Origin of the sequence: Paenibacillus sp. RC334, from assembly GCF_030034735.1 — a bacterium.
GTDB lineage: Bacteria > Bacillota > Bacilli > Paenibacillales > Paenibacillaceae > Paenibacillus > Paenibacillus terrae_A.
In genome coordinates, this window is record NZ_CP125370.1 from 3,825,295 (window position 1) to 3,843,129 (window position 17,835).

Consider the following 17,835-nt stretch of genomic DNA (forward strand, 5'->3'; position numbering starts at 1 on the left):
TATCGAATTTACCCTCCTGAAACCGGGGGAATGATCGCAATTTCGTCAGCTATACTCACCAGATCCTCCGGTGCGGCATAAGCCTGGTTTTTGGCAACAAAAGAACCCCGCAACTGCGCGGCTACTTCTGGAAAGCGCTCGGATAGCAGGTCTTTTAACGCGGCAATGGTCATCGTTTCCTGATCGGTGGGTACTGTGATGATGGGCCCTCCCATCTGTTCCGCAAGACCGGCAAATACTTGAATATGATATTTCATTTAAATGTTCACCCCCAGAAATGTTCACACTATATTTTAGATTCAACCAGTTCCTCAATCCGCTGGGGATGCGTATATACATTCAGAGAATGATTTCGTATAAAGCCTACCGTAGTAATGCCCAAATCCTCAGCCAATTCAAGCGCAAGCTCTGTCGGAGCCGACTTGGACAGCACCACTTCACAGCCAATCTTGGCGACCTTCAACAAAATTTCAGACGAAATCCGCCCACTGAATACAATGATTTTATCTTGTAATACAATATCATGCTTGAGGCAATATCCATAGATTTTATCCAGCGCATTGTGTCGGCCGATATCCATTCTCGACAGAATGATTCCGTCCTTGTCACACAGTGCGGCATTATGAACGCCCCCAGTCTCCTGAAACGTGTGCGCCGAGTTTTGCATCAAATTCATCAGGCGGAAGCAGTCGTCAAAAGACAGCATGACATGAGTGTCGTTCATTCTTTTTGCCACTTTGGCATCATTCATAAAGTAGAAGCCCTGTCTGCTTTTCCCACAGCAGGAGGTAATGTACCGTTTGGAATGAAAGTTTTGATAGAACTCATTCATCCGCCGGGTTTTGATATGAACAAAGCCTTCTTTTTCCTGAACCCAAATATCTTCGATATCATCATACTGTTGAATGACACCTTCCGAGGCCAAAAAGCCTACTGCCATATCCTCCACATACTCCGGTGTACAAACCATGGTGGCAAATTCCTGCTGATTGATTTTGATCGTCACCGGATGCTCCGTCACCACAGTGTCCTCATCACGCTTGATCTGACCGTCACGATAACGGAGAATCTGGCGTTTGATCTCAGCTGGCTTTTCCATGTGCTCCACTCCCTTGTTTTGGGCAGGCTGGCGTTTCGGTTCACCCGCCGATGTGTGACATTTCAATTTTGGATGCGAATTGCTGCGTATGATTCAGCCGTTCCTCCGAATAGCGGTCTGTACGTCCTCTCCAAACCCGCTCAATGTAAGCTCTTATCTCATCATCGGACTGTTCAGAACGTAGCATCCCCCGCAGCTCATACCCTTGAGAAGCAAATAAGCAAGTATACAAGGAGCCTTCAGCGGAAATTCTCGCCCGTGTACAGGTGGAGCAAAAGGCATCCGTAACCGACGAAATAATACCAATTTCTCCTTCGCCGTCCTGATACCTGTAACGCGTCGCTACCTCGCCTTTGTAATGGGGCGGGACAGGCTCCAGCGGCATTTGCTTATGAATGGTTTCGATGATCTGCTGCTTGGAGACGACCTGGTCCAATTTCCAGCCATTGGTGTTACCTACATCCATAAACTCAACAAACCGCAAAATATGCTTTTTCTTTTGAAAATAGTCGGCCATGGGCACAATATCCTGATCGTTGAAGCCCTTTTGCACGACCATATTTATTTTTACCTGCATCCCCGCTTGTGCTGCCGCATCAATACCATCCAGCACAGCTTGCACGCTGCTTCTTCCTCCGTTCATCCGGCGGAAGCGATCATCATCGAGCGAATCCAGACTGACTGTCACTCTCTTCAATCCTGCCTCTCGAAGCGTTGCTGCATATTTAGGAAGAAATACGCCGTTCGTCGTCATAGCAATATCTTCAACTCCTTCGAGTTGAGTTAACGAATGAATGAGCGAGGACAGGTCCTTTCTCAGCAACGGCTCGCCGCCCGTAATGCGCAGCTTGGTAACTCCCAGAGAGACAAAAATACGGGAAAGCCGGGTAATTTCCTCAAAGGTCAATATTTTTTCTTTTGGCAAAAACGGATAGTCATGGCCAAAAATTTCTTCCGGCATACAATACCGACACCGAAAATTACACCGGTCTATGACGGATATTCTCAAGTCCCGTAACGGACGATTCCATTGATCGTCGCTCCGGTTCGCCATCCCGTTCACCTCAATCCGTCTTCATTAATAATACCTAAACCCTATATTGGAACTGTATAAAATGAACTTGAGAAATTCACATCAAAAACGGAGCAAACGGAATGGTGCTGGACAAGCGATAGCGGTCGCCTGAAAGCTTTCCGGAGGAAAGCTCGCATCGTAAGCATAAACTGTTCCCCAGATTTCCACCATTGTTCGTTCATTCAGGAAATCTGGGGGCAACAGCGATGGGAAGCATCATCCGTTTGTGTAGTGGCACCGTGTGAACTTCAATTCATTTTATACAGAACCAAAAAACCGACATCACAACAAATCCTTCGCCATCGAACACATCGAAGAATCTGCTAAATGCCGGTTAATTTATCTACATCAGGATTCTACGAACCCTCACATCATGTGATATAGAAAAATCAAGCTAACAAGCGCTGCGACAAATAAAGTATACGCGATTCCCCACGCACACTCCATTCACGAATGCTCTGCAATAGATTACATTCTTATTGTTAGCAATCCTCGAACGTTTGTCAATGCTTTTTCGTTTTCTCAAACGATAATCATTATCAATTAAAAAATTTAATAATGTACCGTTGAACTATCTTAAATTTTACGTTATAGTTACACCTGATGACATGCAGAAAATGACATATTCAGGTTATTGATATACAAGCGGTGTGTACCGTCTGTTATTAATACATACGCATATGGCGGATTGGCCTCCAGGACCTAGAGCTTGGTCACTACTCCACCATAAACACAAGTGCTTCATCACGAGCACTTGTGTTTATGGTGGAGTTTTTTTATTTCTAATTTTTAAATTTCAAATCTGAAAGGAGCCTGAACCGTGATTGAGAGTACGATCAAAATTACATTAAACGGACAGGAACTGAAAACCAAAGACAGCGCAACGATTCTTGAAGTCATTAACGAAAATAACATCACCCATCCCCAACTATGTTATGTTCCTGAGGTCGATCCGATCCGCACCTGTGATACCTGTATCGTGGAAGTCAACGGCAAGCTCGTTCGCTCCTGCTCGACACTCGCTGCAGACGGAATGAATATTCAATTAAACTCGGACCGCGCCAAAGCGGCCCAAACAGAAGCCATGGATCGATTACTGGAAAATCACCTCCTCTACTGCACCGTGTGCGATAACAACAATGGTAATTGTTCCTTGCATAATACGGCAGAGCTTATGGAAATTGAGCATCAAAAATATCCATATCAGCCCAAGGTTGATCCGACGGAAGTCGATATGTCCCATCCGTTTTACCGCTATGACCCGAATCAGTGTATTGCCTGCGGCCAATGCGTAGAGGTATGTCAAAACCTTCAGGTCAATGAAACCCTCTCTCTTGACTGGGAAGCAGAACGCCCTCGCGTCATTTGGGATGATGGTGTTGCAATTAATGATTCCTCCTGCGTCAGCTGCGGTCAGTGTGTAACGGTCTGTCCTTGTAACGCCTTGATGGAGAAATCCATGCTGGGTGAAGCAGGCTTCATGAGCGGCATGGAGAAGGACTTGTTAAATCCGATGGTAGATTTAATTAAGGAAGTGGAGCCGGGCTATAGCGGTATTTTTGCCATTTCCGAAGCCGAAGCAGCCATGCGTGAAACCCGTACGAAAAAAACTAAAACCGTTTGTACCTTTTGCGGCGTAGGTTGCAGCTTTGAGGTTTGGACCAAAGGTCGCAAAATTTTGAAGGTACAGCCTACTTCTGAAGGACCTGTGAACGGCATCTCCACATGCGTTAAAGGGAAATTCGGCTGGGATTTTGTGAACAGTGATCAGCGTTTGACCACCCCTTTAATTCGTCAAGGCGACGAATTTGTGGAAGCAACCTGGGAAGAAGCACTGAGTCTGATGGCCAGCAAAATGGGTGCTATTAAAGAAACGTATGGCGGGGAAGCGCTCGGCTTTATTTCCTCGTCCAAATTTACAAATGAAGAAAACTATTTGATGCAAAAGTTGGCGCGTCAGGTATTCCAAACGAATAACGTCGATAACTGTTCGCGCTATTGCCAATCCCCCGCCTCATGGGGGCTGCAACACACCGGAGGCATTGGCGGCGACAGCGGTACGATTAAAGACATTGCCAGAGCAGGACTGGTTATGCTGGTCGGCTGTGCGCCGGGAGAAGGACATCCGGTGCTGGCTACCCGTATTAAACGTGCGCATAAGCTGCACGGTCAAAAGCTGATCGCGGTCGACCTGCGCAAGCATGAAATGGCGGATCGTGCGGACCTGTTCATTCGTCCGAAGCAAGGTACAGATTATGTATGGTTATCCGCTATAACCAAGTACATCATTGAACAAAACTGGCATGACGCAACATTCATTGAAGAGAACGTAAACTTTTATCCCGAATATTTGAAGTTGCTGGAGAACTTTACATTGGAATTTGCAGAGCAGGAAACGGGCATTTCCAAAGAGACGCTGATTGAGGTAGCGACTATGGTCCATGAAGCCGACGGCACTGCCATTTGCTGGGGCATGGGTGTAACGCAAAACATCGCAGGCTCCTACACCTCTATTGCGATTGCCAACCTGCTGCTGGTGACTGGAAACTTTATGCGTCCAGGTGCAGGCGCGTATCCGCTTCGCGGACATAACAATGTTCAGGGTGCTGCTGACATGGGCACGATGCCGGATATTTTCCCGGGCTATCAGTCTGTCACCAACGATGACATTCGTGCCAAGTTCGAAGCGGCATACGGCGTACACATTCCAGGCCAGCGCGGACTGGACAATATTCAAATGCTGGAGGCCATTGAAACTGGTGAGCTGAAAGCGATGTATATCGCTGGAGAAGAAATGGCGTGGGTGGATGCGGACTCCAACCATACACAGGAAATGTTGGCGAATTTGGATTTCCTCGTCGTTCAGGATGTATTCCTGAGCAAAACAGCAGAATTCGCAGATGTCATTTTGCCAGCCGTACCTTCGCTTGAAAAAGACGGAACCTTTACGAACACCGAACGTCGTGTGCAGCGTTTATATGAGGCGCTCAAACCTGTAGGAGACAGCAAACCGGACTGGTGGATTTTCAGCCAATTTGCCAAGCAAATGGGATTTGATTGGAACTACAGCCATCCAAGTGAAATTTTTGAGGAAATGGCATCACTCACTCCATTTTTCTCCCAGTGTAATTATGACGTATTGGAAGGCTGGAACAGCTTCCACTGGGGATCGCCGGATGGCAGCAACACACCGCTTCTGCACACCAACGGCTTTAACTTCCCGGATAAAAAGGCACGTCTCGGTCTTTTCGAATATGTGCAGCCTAAACAATACCCGGCTGAATTCGATCTGACCTTAAACAACGGTCGACTGCTCGAACAATTCCATGAAGGAAATCTGACAACCAAATCGCCGGGTATTCAGCTCAAGCTTCCAAGTGTATTTGTGGAAGTATCGCCGGGATTAGCCGAGGAACGTGGAGTCAAGGACGGATCGCTGGTTCGTCTGGAATCGCCATATGGTGCCGTGAAGCTGCGTGTTCTCATCACCGACCGGATGCATGGAACCGATGTCTACGTACCTATGCACTCCAGCAGCCATGACAGCGCCGTGAACCTGTTAACTGGCGGAGCATTCGATGTAATCACCAACACACCGGCTTATAAACAAAACAAGGTACGAATGCACATTTTGGAGGTAGATGGTCAAAATCCGCTACCACGTATCAACCCGCGCTATAAACAGCGTCATCCGCAAAATGGGGTTGAAGTGGATCGGAAATGGAATCGTCCCGGTTACGTCGATCTGGTGGATCAAAAATAAGGAGGTCGGACTCATGGCTAAGCCTATTTCAATCGTGCGAAAACGTGTGTTGACAGAAGAAGAACGACAAAAGCAATCGCTGGATCAGCTTACTGCTGATCTGGCGGACAACGGGGTGGCATTGCAGAAGACGCTCGAAATTGTGCGTGAGCTGCACGATAGTGGTCTTCTCGAAGCGGCTCAGTCTATGCTGAAAGCCAAGGAAAGCATCGCCAAAATTGCTGTAGGACAAGCGACGCGCAAGCCTGTGACGAATATCATCAACAATTTGATGGGAGCAGCCGGCATGCTGTCCGAGGTAGACCCCGAGTTGATGAAAAAGCTGGTAGGCAGCGTCACTTCGGGCCTGAACGAAGCCGAGCATTTAAAACAGAACAAAAAGACCCGACTGCGTGATCTCATGAAGGCCATGAATGATCCGGATGTAAACCGGGCGATGGGTTTTGGCATTCATTTTCTCAAAGGGCTGGGGAAAGGCTTGTCCGATAAGTAGCTGAACATAGTGTGGAGGTGGATACAGAGTTGCAGGATTATATTCGACGCTATCAGCAGGAGGACGATCAGGAATGCCTTCAGCTATTGCTGGAGCATTGTTGGCCTTATGTGGAAATTTTGGTCGGGGAGCTTGCCACAACAACAGAAACGAATGAGGACACGGTCAGGGAGCTTCGGAAAAAAGGAAAGACGCGCTTCCCTTTTATCATGAGTAAATATCAGTTGGAGGTTCAGCTTCCACTTCAAACGTTCCTTTATAATACGTATCGGTTTTACTTTCAGCAGGTGCTTAACGGCCAAGGATAACAACAGTAAAAGAGAGCTGGCCCCACCACAAACGGGAGTCAGCTCTTTTCCTCTTCCTTTGATACATCCCTACAACCGAACCTCCCTGCCTTGTCTCTCCGTCAAAAATTGCAACAACCAAATACTATAATTGATAAAAACCAGCGTAAAACTAATGACCGAAAACAGCGGAATTGTATGTAAAATGGTAGCATAAACGATCCAAATCAACTGAACCACCAGCAGACAAATACGGAGGATTGTATTGTTGTTTGTTTCCTTGGGGAATAGCAATGTTTTCACATGTATAGAGTAGCCGTTACGATGAAGTAGATGAGCGAAAATTAGGATATGTAGAATGAGGTGAACAACAAAAGCAATGAAGGCAAACACGATACCCGCGGCAAATAAAGCAAGTCCATTTTCCAGATCAGAAAATTCGTCCGCAAGCTCCGGTAACTGCCACATCCAGTACAACATGAATCCATAACAGGAAGCCAACGCAACTAAAATTGAGAAAACATATAAAAATACTTTACTGACAGCAGTCTCCATGTTCAATGTATACTTCCTCCGTCTCAACCAACTTTTACTAGAGTACACCACTCCAAAGCTATCACGCAAATTGGAAAGGCGAAAAAGGCTATTCGGACGCATACCGAATAACCTTTCTGAGGCTACAGCACTTTGTAAAGTAACGCTATGATCTACATTTTATTTTTTATCCACCTGTAATAGGGTCACCGTTTTGAGAGAAACAGCATCTTTTAATTGCTCCTCTGCGATGACCTTGAGTTTAAGCAAACTGGCAATCTTCGAAGTATCCGGTTTGGAAAACAAGCGCCATAGCTGCGGATCAGGCAGTGAATCATACAGCTTGGTATGGTCGTATTCCTTACGGTGCTGCTGTACAACTTTAACGCGATAACTGCCAATTTCCCAATCTGCCACTCCCTGTTCCGCACAATGAGCTGTAATGTCATTACGCAAATCAGTCAGTTCACCCTCAATTTCTTTTTGCTTCTGCTTTAACTGATAGTAGCGACGCACCTTGTTTTCCAATTCCATCACGCTCCTCTGCTTACATATGTATGTTTGCAGTAGCGTTTTAGGACAAGTTTGTGATGTTAGGATATAAGACGTATCTGCAAAAGCATTTCCCGGGTAATGGAGAGACTAAAGATCATCCGAGCTTTATTTAGGCACATTGGCACCTGGGTTTACAGGCCCCGCTCCTTTGGATTCTTCCTTATGTTTCATATATTTGGCCCAGTAAGCCGTGAGAATAGGTACCAAAATAGAGGTAACAATGACCGAAGCAGCAACTAATGCTGTTGCTGATTGTGCTACTGGCAGAAATTCTGGCTTTATATTGGCCACAATGACCGGATTCGCTACCGCTGCACCTGCCGTGCTGGAGGCTGCGATTCCCGCAGTGCCGTTGCCACCGCCGATATATTTGTCTGCCAGGATGAGCGGAATGCCTGTAATGATAATAACGAAAATACCTAATATTATTCCGAGCAAGCCTGTTTGGGCAATGACACTCAGGTCGATGGAACAACCCAGTGCAAAACCGAAGAAGGGAATAAGGGCATGCGTGGCGTTACCAAAATATTTACGGAAATCATGGTCCAAATTGCCCAGTGTGAACCCGACCAAAAATGGCAATACCGCCCCCACAAATGTCTGCGGCTCAAAAACGGCCAGTCCGGTACTGCCCAAAATAAGCATGGTCACTAATGGACCGGATTCCAGCGACATCAGTACGAATGCCCCCGCCTCTTCCTTGGAACCATATTGCTGCATAATGGAGGCGTATAGCCCACCATTCGTCATATCCATGGAGGAAATCAGTGCCAATACCGACAGTCCGGCAAAAAGCCCGCTTTCCACGCCACCGACGGGCAGCAGTTTAGACGCAATGATCGCCACCACCCAAGCGACTGCAATTTTAGTCAATACGAGTGTACCTGATTTACGCAATACGGTACCTGTAGCTCGTACATCAATCGAAGCTCCCATACAAAAAAACCACACCGCCAAAATCGGTACCGTCCCAGTCATTAGGCCCTTGGTGAACGATCCAAAGTAGTCCCCGGCCCAAGGCATAAAAGTATGAACCAATGCGCCTATAAACAGCGGCACCAGCATAATGCCCCCTGGAATTTTATCAATGTTTTGTTTGATTTTCATAACTTCATTCAACCCTTTCGTTTTTGCCAGTGCAAAAACAAGGCCGTTTTACTTGCGGCTCAAGCCAAGTTCGGGAATCAGTCTTGCAAAAGTGTCATGGCTTTCCTTCAACTGTCGTGCGAATGCTTCTGCATCCTTAACACGTAGTCCCAATCCATGCCTACGCATTTCTTCCCTGAATTTCTCCTCTTTCGTCCCCTTGATCAGTGCGTCCGCCAGGGTTTGAGCAATCTCATCCGGCGTATCCTTGGGCACAGCCAGCCCTCTCCAAGTCCCGATAAAATGTACACGCAGCCCAGTAGCCTGCTGTAACGTAGGCACATTTGGAAACGCTTCCGAAATGGTGTCTGCCTGTATCGCCAGTATGCGCAGCTTCCCTTGGTCCACATACTTTTTCACTTCCGCAGGACTGACCGGCACAGCATCCACGAAGCCGCTCATCAACGCTGAAACGGCTGGCCCTGCTCCCTCATAAGGGATATGGGTAAAGCGGACTCCGCTTTTTTGCTCCAGCATCGCAGCAGCAAGGTGCCAGATGCTCCCTGTGCCTGCATTGCCCATTTTCAGCTTGCCGGGATGAGCATGAGCGTCCTCCAGAAATGCTTCGGCCGTCGTCCAGGGCGCGTCCGCTCTAACCGTGATGGCAGAAGGGTCCATATTGGTTTGGACCAGCGGTTTAAAGCGCTCATAGGTGAGGGGCAGCAGTCCCAGATGTGGCAGTGTGGTCAGCTCCGCAACCAGATACGTTACAGTGTAACCGTCCGCCTGCGCCTCAGCCCCTTCCATCAGCCCGACCGAACCGCCTCCACCCGTCCGGTTAACGACGATGATCGGCTGTCCGAGATGCTTTTCGGCGGCTTTCGCCAATGCTCTTGCCGTGATATCCGTCCCGCCACCCGCCGCATAAGGAACGACGAGGGTAATAGGCTTCACAGGAAATGCACCACTGTGGTCATGCAAAGCGTGTTGATCCACATATTCACTGATACTCAAGGCAGAAAGAAAAGCCACTCCCGCCGCAACCAGCACATATTTTTGCCATGGCTTGTTCTTCATTACGTTTCCTCTTTTCCGAAAAATGAACTGGGCCAGTCACGCACCCGTTTTCACCCCCAGACGTTTTCAGCCATGATTTTTGCGTTTACATGAAGTCAATGTACCGCAACGCGGGGGCTACAGCTATCGCTTAATCTTCGAATTTATCTTCCAAATTCCCAAAATGTCGACCTTTTGGCGGATCTGCATATCCATTGGAACATCTGTTGATTTCCCTGAATTTCCCAGGAGTCACTTGTTTATGTTTGCGGAATACACGGATAAAGCTGTTTTCATTACGGTATCCGACCTGATCTGCAATCTCTGCAATTTTCAGATGTGTTTCACACAGTAAAGCGCACGCTTTTTTCACTCGCAAACCAGTCAAGTAGTCGTATACGGTGCTGCCTGTCTCTTCCTTGAACATACTGCTCACTGATGACACGCTCATATGGACCTGATCTGCAATTTCCTGAAGCCCGATATTTAAATGCAAATGATGTTCCATGTAATCCATCATCTCCTGTACACGTACAAATTCCTTGGACTGTCTGTGTCCAGTAAGCTTTTCCCCGATATCAGCCACAATCGAAAACAATTGCTTCTCCATATCTGAAAGATCAAGCGTCAGAATCTGATTCCAGTGGTAATCGACCAGCTGATCCGGCGGCGTCACACTATGAGTCATGCACCATTTCAGCAATTCCTCCATCAACTCATGTACAGACAAGTACACCTGCATCGGAGAGGTCCTGTGAAGACGAAGTTCTTCTCCCCATTGACTGGTCAGCTTTATACTTGCTCCGGCTTCCTGTGACTCTATGGCACGAATGATTTCCACATTCCGGTTTCCCGCCGCTGATGAGACGTGAGCGCCCTCCCTCATGCTGTCCGTACTCATATGCGAACGTCCATATCCCTCATACAAACGCAAACCAAGGGCTTCTTTCCCCTTTACGAATGACTGACGTAACTCATGGATATCGGAGAATGCAGGACCCATTCCTATGGAAATAGTCAGGGGAAGATGCTCATCCACAACCTGAATCAGCCTGTCTGCGCTTTTGCGGAGCAGAATGCTGTCTGTGACATCGGCATCAGCCCCAGTCTCAGTCACAGTTATAGCTTCATCTTCGCTCTCACTTAACTGTAGTAGTACAACGAACCCGCTTTCCTCATCTGGCGCGCTTACCGCCTTCCAGTGAGGTTCAAGCCATTCCAGCAAAATATTATTCAGCGCATATTTGAGCAGCATTTTATCCTCCTCTGGAAAGCTTGCTGCCCAAGTAGAATACCGATCAATCGACACGATCATCACAGCCAAAGAGCTACCGTCCCAATCGGAAAAATACTGCTCCCATTTCATACGCATTTCCTGTATGCCCATTCTACGCTGGATGACATCTTCAATATATTTGGAACGTAGCTCCGGTAAACTTCGCTCCACCACCAGTGATTTGCGATGGAACTCCCCAACCAGCTTGCCAATGACCGGCTCCAGATCATACAATCCACCTTGACGCGTTCCTTTGTAGCCTGAATTCAGCAGGCTATTAATTCTTTTCATAGGGCGAAACGCCGCATAATTGTAATAGTAAACCGCTGAGCAACCCGCCAGTATAGAAATAAAGGCCAACCACAACATCATGTTGCGGGCCAGCTTAACATGTTTCAGCAGCTTGTCCATAGGAACAAGCGATACCAGACGCCAGCCCGTCACATCGGAAAAAGTCTGGTTCGCCATATACTCCATCCCCCCTACCTCCACATAAGCATAGGGGCTCACATCCAATTCTTTCAAAACCCTGTCCATTTCGTTTAAGGGCACTGAAGATTTTAACTTGGGATAGATCAGTTCGCCCTCCAGATCGTACACATATTGCGAGTTGGATAAATGAATATACAGCTTGGAGAAAAAGCGATCGTAATCCAGATCGACCAGCACCGCACCGATGACCCGCCCATCCTTTACCACGGGTCTTGCCAGCGAAAGCAGTTCTACCGTTCCATTTTCATGATTCGTGCCGTACCATCTTCGCTTAATCAGTAATGGCTTCCTTTGAATGTCCCGAATCCAGGGAACCCAAGTCGTATCCGGTGCTTGGTCCCAATCAGGCAAGTAGCCGTATTCGCTGGATACGAGAGCATGATTTTCAAAAGAAATAACTTCAACCGAATGAATCTCTTCATGCGAAGAAAGGGCTTTCAAATATTTTTGAAGCCGTTTGATGACGGAAGCGTTGTTTGATAGCGATTTTTCATCCGTTTGCAAACGTGCAAATGCCTCAACATCCCGGGAATAGGCCGCATCCAGCGCCTTATTATCGGACTCACGAAATGCCCTATTAGTCACATCCAGATTAATTTGCAGCAGTTCTATGTTTGGTGTGTTTAATTCAGTATCCAAACCCTTGCGGTATCCCGAATACGATAGCAAGCCGATCACACTAATAATGAGTGATACGCTTAGTGTGAGCAGCAGAATCAGCCTTGTCTGTTTATTTTTCAGGATCAATCGAAGCTTTAATCGTAGCATTCCCGTAACTTCATCCTTCCGGACTTCGTTTTCCATGATCTCTTGCCAACAACGTATGGGCTAAAATATACTCCCTAAATCTATTTGACGTAAGTTGTGGAATTCCCTGCCTATTAACTCTACAAAGAACAATAAAAAATTTACTATTATTGTAAAAAGACGATTTTAATAAAGAAAAAGCCTCCCTTCATGAGGTAAGGCTTCTTCTTCGGGTTTCGTGTTGCTTAGCCTGTTTTTTCCACCTGAAAACGATCTAGCTCTCGTTGCATCTCCTCACGAATCTGACGAAGCTCTTTCACCTTCTCAGTCGATTCCTCAAAGGAACGCTTCTGCTCCACCGTGGAGGCGGTAATCTCTTCGCTGCCTGCGGCGGATTGCTGGGTAATTGCGCTGATGTTCTCAATAGCTTGCTGTACCTGTATGCTCAGTTCCCGAGATACATTCATATCCGCTGACAGCTTGCTGACTTGGCTGGCAATTTGCTGTACTTTACCGCTAATCTCAGTGAACGATTCCCCGGTAGACGAAGTCGCCTTCTCCTGCTCACGGAACAGCTCCTGACTTTGTGTCACAGAGGTCTTCACCTTATTCATTGCCTGCGTAATGCCCTCGACAGCGGTATAAATTTGCTTCACAGCCGACTCCGATTGATTCGCCAGCTTTTTGACTTCATTGGCAACGACAGCAAAGCCTTTTCCAGCCTCACCCGCGCGCGCAGCCTCAATTGAAGCATTCAAGGACAGCAGCGACGTCTGACTGGCAATCTCGGATACATAGCCGGTCATGGTTGTAATCTCGGCTGCATTGGCCTCCAGCTCCTTGACCGTCTGCTCCACCTCGGACATCGCTGAACGATTTTCTGCTACAATGCGTAGCTGATCGCTCATCACACGTGTACCTTGCTCAATGACACGCAATGCGTCTTCGCTATATGTAGAGGACTGCTTGGTCTCCAACAAATTCGCTTCAAACTTCTGCTGCATCTCATCCACAACGCCAACGGTGGTCGACAGATCCTCGGCAATCTTTTGGCTACCAATCGCCAGTTCCTCTGTCGAGGTGCTAACTTGCGTCACGATTTCCTTCATGGCCTCATTATGCTGGTCAATATCCCGAGCCATCAGATCAACACGATTCCCCGACTGGTCAATAGAGAGCACAATGTTACGCAAGTTCCCGATCATGAACCGGAACGATTCGTTGAGCTCGTCCAGCTCATCACGTCCCTTCGTTTGCGCGAGCTGCACCGTCAAATTCCCATCGGCAATTTGCTTCGCGGCATCCGTCAACTTGCGGGTTCTGAGGGCAAGTTGCCTGGATGTATATGTATTATATAGCCCCACCGCCACCAGAAGCAGAACAGCGCCTACCAAGGCCAATTGCCAAGTAAAGCGGATACTCTTGGTCAATTCCTCTGTATATTCGTCATAACGCGCTTTCGTTAGAATATCCAGCATGAACACATCGTTCTGGATACCCTGTACACGCATCGCATTACGTTTGGATTCAGGGCTGCTTCCCGTGCTCATCGCTTTATCCGTCGCAACCTTCAGTTCGCTAAATTTTGTTTTAACGGTATTCAGGCGTTTTTGCTGCGCTTCGGTCTGCATCATGCCTTGCGAAAGCAAAGTAATCGTTTTTTCCGCCTGACCCAGTTGATTTTGCACATCCGTTTTATTGCTCTCTGTCATGGAAGAAGAGTAGTTTTGCAGCGCCTGTCCTGACTGAATCAAATAAGCATTGAGCTGCTGTACATTCAGCATAGCTGGAACGAGACTACTGCTTTGCGAGTTGATACGGATCAATTGAAAAATAATATAGGCCACTAAAGCCAGGCATGCGATCAGGGAAACCATCGCGTTAAGCACCAGTTTACCTTGCAGTTTCATCAGGAATCATCCTCCGTTTTACGAAAATTTATTGGGTGGGCACAGTAAGACTGCCGGACTTGACCTGTCCCTTCAAGTCATCCAGCAGCTTTTGCTGATCCGGGTTCAATGTCAAAACACGAATAGGCGCCAAACCGATGCCTTCTTTCGCAAGACCGAACACCATATTCTGGTCCGTAAATTTTCTTTGATGATCTGCAAAGCTTTTAACTGCTGTATATATGGCGATATCCACATTTTTAATCATCGAGGTCACTACTGCTTTTTCCGCAATGAAAAACTGGTCGCTGTCGACCCCGATTGCGAACTTTTCCTGCTTTTGTGCCTCCTGTAACGCACCTACACCTGTAAGACCCGCCGCCGCATAGATCACATCAATTCGATCCTGATTGATCATATCGCGTGCAATCTCCGTGCCCAGCTCCGGCTTGCCGAAATCTCCCGCATACGTAGCAGTAACCTGTGCATCAGGCTTAACGGAGCGAACCCCTTCCCGATATCCGGCCTCAAACTTTTTCAACAGCGGAGACTCCACTCCCCCGATAAAGCCTACCTGATCGGTACGGCTCGCCATTCCTGCAACAACCCCTGCCAAAAAGCTGCCCTCTTCTTCTTTAAAAATAATGGAAGCCACATTCGGTAAATCGGATTTTTCATCTACAATTACAAATTTAAGATCCGGATATTTTTTCGCAACGGTTTCCAAACTTTCTTTCACCATGTACCCCAGCCCGATAATCAAATCGGATTTTTCTTGAACAAGCTGTTCAAAAGCAGCATCATATGTTTTGGTCTCGGAAATTTCCCGATATTCAAAAACGATTTTCCCCTCGTCCCGCGCCTTGGCCAAGCCCCGAAAAGCCGCGTCACTGTAAGATTGGTCGCCCAGACCAATATCTGACAATACTATTCCCACCTTAATCGGCTGCGCCTTGTTTTGTGCTACTGGCTGCCCGCATGCACCCAGCAATAAAACAAAAATAGTGACAATGGGAACCCACCTCAATGTTAATAACTGAACCTGTTTCTTCATGACATATCACCTCAGCATAATTTGCAAATCCCCAACATCTTTATATCGGTTATAAAGTCATTTTTTTTCATAAGATTTTCTGTAAATTCATTGTAAATAAAGAATTATAGTTTGGTTATATTTACTATTTTATATATGGAGTCTCTTATAAATGCAGGCATCATGTTAAAAATAAAAGGGACTGAACTACCAGGCTTCATCTCGTCGCCTGGTAGTTCAGTCCCTTTTATCATTTGCTCCTGCTCCATTTGGAGGCAATCACGTCGGCTTTACTTTCTATTAGATTCATGACCTCCTCACGATGTTTAGCCTTGAACAGATCAATCATGTCCACCAGATCGCCGCGATCCAATAGCTTAACTCCGTTAACAGCAGCGAGTGTTTTACAGGATTCCGTGTAGCGTCCGGAAGTGATAACGACAGACTTGTCTGCCGCATAATAACGCATGGAGGTGTAAATTTCCTGCACTGCGCCCAAACCGACCGGATTTTGTACTGCATAACGCTTGGCCTGAATCACGACTCTGACACCTTCACGGTCTGTAAAAACCAGATCCGCTCCAAAATCGCGGCTACTGGTCGTTTTGTAGATGTCCTTATAGCCGAGCGCAGATAACAACCGTTGCAAATAAAGCTCAAATTCCGAGCCATCCTCCATGCGGTCTATATCCTGAATCCCGATTTTTCGCGGGTCCAGATCACGTAAAATCCGATTTCTGCGCCGACGTATCAGTCCTCTGATGATGAGTACAAGTAACAGTAGTAGTATAATGAATCCTATTCCTAATTCCTTATATGCCGATAATTGCTCCAGCAGCATTCCTCTTCCCCTTTTCTACAATAGGCGTGCAGCGGTCGGTGTATTCTCCTTAGCAGGGCATTCCACATCTCACGCTGACACCGTGTTACACAAGGACAGCCCCGCCGGATTCGACGGGGCTGTCTTCATTTTGCCTCAAAGCTGCCTGCATTCTAAACTCCGCACTATTATTCCCTATTCAGCAGCGACTCTCCGGCAATACCCGGCTGAGTCATTTGATACGGGTCCAAAATAATGTCCAGCTCTTCCTCAGTCAGTACATTATACAACAGACACAACTCGCGTACCGATTTGCCAGTTGTAATCGCCTCACGGGCGATGCGTGATACGACCTCATATCCGAGGTGGGGATTGAGCGCGGTAATAATGCCTACGCTGTTTTCGACATATTCACGACACCGCTCCACGTTCGCTTCAATTCCGTCCACGCAATGAATGCGGAAGACATGAAAGCCCTGCTTCATAATTTCCAGCGATTGCAGCAGGTTGTAGACAAGCACAGGCTCCATCACATTCAATTCTAGCTGACCAGACTCGGAAGCGAGACAGATCGTATGATCATTCCCAATGACCTGAAAAGCAATCTGGTTGATGACCTCACACATTACCGGATTTACCTTACCCGGCATAATAGATGAACCCGGCTGACGGGCGGGCAGACTCAGCTCTCCGAGACCAGCACGCGGCCCCGAGGCCATCAGGCGAATGTCATTTGCTACCTTGGACATATTCATCATGCAAATTTTTAACGCGGCAGACACTTCCGTATAAGCATCCGTGTTTTGAGTGGCATCGACGAGATTTTCGTCAGCCTCTACAGGGAAACCACTTACTTCCGCTAGCACCTCCGCGACACGCTGAATATAACGGCGATCTGCGTTCAAGCCGGTGCCCACCGCAGTTGCGCCCATATTGACTGTCAGCAAATGCTGCTTCGTGGCACGGACACGTCCGATATCACGACCCAACACACGCGCATAAGCCTGAAACTCCTGTCCCAGCCGGATCGGTACTGCATCCTGCAAGTGAGTTCGGCCCATTTTAATCACACTGTCAAACTCTTTCGCCTTACGTGAAAACGCCTCCTGAAGCTCACTCATGGTGACCAACAGCTTGTCAATCATACTTAGAACAGCCAGATGGACAGCCGTAGGAAAAGCGTCGTTTGTCGATTGCGCCATGTTGACATGGTTGTTAGGACTAATCTCCTGATAATCTCCACGCTGCTTGCCGATCAGCTCCAACGCCCGGTTCGCAATCACTTCATTTGTATTCATATTAATGGACGTGCCTGCGCCGCCCTGAATCGGATCGACGATGAAATGGTCGTGCAACTGTCCTTGAATCACCTCGTCAGCTGCCTGAATAATGGCCTCCGCCTTAGGACGATGCAAGCGGGTCAGCTCCATGTTTACCGTTGCTGCTGCTTTTTTGACGATCGCCATGGCTTTAATCAGCTCAGGATGAAGCCGTTGGCCGGTAATTGGGAAATTCTCTTTTGCCCTCAGTGTTTGTACACCGTAATAGGCGTCTGACGGCACTTCCTTGGTACCTAGAAAATCATGCTCCAGCCTCATATTCATCGATTCCTCCGCTATATATACTACGA

At 47.4% G+C, this 17,835-nt stretch carries 15 protein-coding genes; 3 read left to right on the forward strand and 12 right to left on the reverse strand.

Features of this window, described 5'->3' with window-relative positions; translation table 11 throughout:
• Window positions 1-8: 8 nt before the first annotated feature.
• The 3 genes from QMK20_RS17575 to moaA are packed head-to-tail and all read right to left on the reverse strand — an operon-like array spanning window position 9 to window position 2,153.
• Window positions 9-257 carry a MoaD/ThiS family protein gene (locus QMK20_RS17575; protein WP_283652616.1) on the reverse strand — a complete coding sequence of 83 codons (249 nt, stop codon included), beginning with the start codon at window positions 255-257 and terminating at the stop codon, window positions 9-11.
• A gap of 29 nt (window positions 258-286) precedes the next feature.
• A complete protein-coding gene (gene fdhD / locus QMK20_RS17580) occupies window positions 287-1,099 on the reverse strand; it encodes a formate dehydrogenase accessory sulfurtransferase FdhD (RefSeq protein ID WP_137061797.1) in 813 nt (270 codons plus the stop codon).
• Window positions 1,100-1,139: 40 nt separating this feature from the next.
• Entirely contained in the window at window positions 1,140-2,153 is a 1,014-nt protein-coding gene (gene moaA / locus QMK20_RS17585) for a GTP 3',8-cyclase MoaA (protein WP_283652617.1), read from the reverse strand.
• Between the two features lie 841 nt (window positions 2,154-2,994).
• Between moaA and fdhF the strand changes: the two genes are divergently transcribed.
• From fdhF to QMK20_RS17600, 3 genes are read left to right on the forward strand one after another with little or no spacing between them, the layout of a single operon-like run.
• On the forward strand, window positions 2,995-5,937 hold the full coding sequence (gene fdhF, locus QMK20_RS17590; RefSeq protein ID WP_283652618.1) for a formate dehydrogenase subunit alpha: 2,943 nt from the start codon (window positions 2,995-2,997) through the stop codon (window positions 5,935-5,937).
• A 13-nt stretch (window positions 5,938-5,950) separates the two neighbouring features.
• Window positions 5,951-6,430 carry a helical membrane plugin domain-containing protein gene (locus tag QMK20_RS17595; RefSeq protein WP_283652619.1) on the forward strand — a complete coding sequence of 160 codons (480 nt, stop codon included), beginning with the start codon at window positions 5,951-5,953 and terminating at the stop codon, window positions 6,428-6,430.
• 29 nt (window positions 6,431-6,459) lie between these two features.
• Window positions 6,460-6,738 (forward strand): hypothetical protein, encoded by a 279-nt coding sequence (locus tag QMK20_RS17600; RefSeq protein ID WP_283652620.1) that lies wholly within the window; start codon window positions 6,460-6,462, stop codon window positions 6,736-6,738.
• Window positions 6,739-6,807: 69 nt separating this feature from the next.
• On the opposite strand, the gene QMK20_RS17605 is transcribed toward QMK20_RS17600, so the two are convergent.
• From QMK20_RS17605 to aspA, 9 genes are all read right to left on the reverse strand, one after another.
• A complete protein-coding gene (locus tag QMK20_RS17605) occupies window positions 6,808-7,278 on the reverse strand; it encodes a hypothetical protein (protein ID WP_283652621.1) in 471 nt (156 codons plus the stop codon).
• Between the two features lie 153 nt (window positions 7,279-7,431).
• Complete coding sequence (locus QMK20_RS17610) at window positions 7,432-7,785, reverse strand: hypothetical protein (RefSeq protein ID WP_283652622.1); 354 nt, start codon at window positions 7,783-7,785, stop codon at window positions 7,432-7,434.
• A 126-nt stretch (window positions 7,786-7,911) separates the two neighbouring features.
• Entirely contained in the window at window positions 7,912-8,913 is a 1,002-nt protein-coding gene (gene kdgT, locus QMK20_RS17615) for a 2-keto-3-deoxygluconate transporter (protein WP_283652623.1), read from the reverse strand.
• 48 nt (window positions 8,914-8,961) lie between these two features.
• Window positions 8,962-9,969, reverse strand: a complete 1,008-nt coding sequence (locus QMK20_RS17620; protein ID WP_283652624.1) for a tripartite tricarboxylate transporter substrate binding protein — start codon at window positions 9,967-9,969, stop codon at window positions 8,962-8,964.
• 130 nt (window positions 9,970-10,099) lie between these two features.
• Window positions 10,100-12,520 carry an AraC family transcriptional regulator gene (locus QMK20_RS17625; protein WP_283652625.1) on the reverse strand — a complete coding sequence of 807 codons (2,421 nt, stop codon included), beginning with the start codon at window positions 12,518-12,520 and terminating at the stop codon, window positions 10,100-10,102.
• A 188-nt stretch (window positions 12,521-12,708) separates the two neighbouring features.
• Window positions 12,709-14,373: a methyl-accepting chemotaxis protein gene (locus QMK20_RS17630; RefSeq protein WP_283652626.1), complete on the reverse strand. Its 1,665-nt coding sequence runs from the start codon at window positions 14,371-14,373 to the stop codon at window positions 12,709-12,711.
• A gap of 28 nt (window positions 14,374-14,401) precedes the next feature.
• Entirely contained in the window at window positions 14,402-15,406 is a 1,005-nt protein-coding gene (locus QMK20_RS17635; protein ID WP_283652627.1) for a BMP family lipoprotein, read from the reverse strand.
• Between the two features lie 229 nt (window positions 15,407-15,635).
• Window positions 15,636-16,226: a restriction endonuclease gene (locus QMK20_RS17640; RefSeq protein WP_283652628.1), complete on the reverse strand. Its 591-nt coding sequence runs from the start codon at window positions 16,224-16,226 to the stop codon at window positions 15,636-15,638.
• A 167-nt stretch (window positions 16,227-16,393) separates the two neighbouring features.
• On the reverse strand, window positions 16,394-17,803 hold the full coding sequence (gene aspA / locus QMK20_RS17645; protein ID WP_014282606.1) for an aspartate ammonia-lyase: 1,410 nt from the start codon (window positions 17,801-17,803) through the stop codon (window positions 16,394-16,396).
• Between the last annotated feature and the right edge of the window lie 32 nt (window positions 17,804-17,835).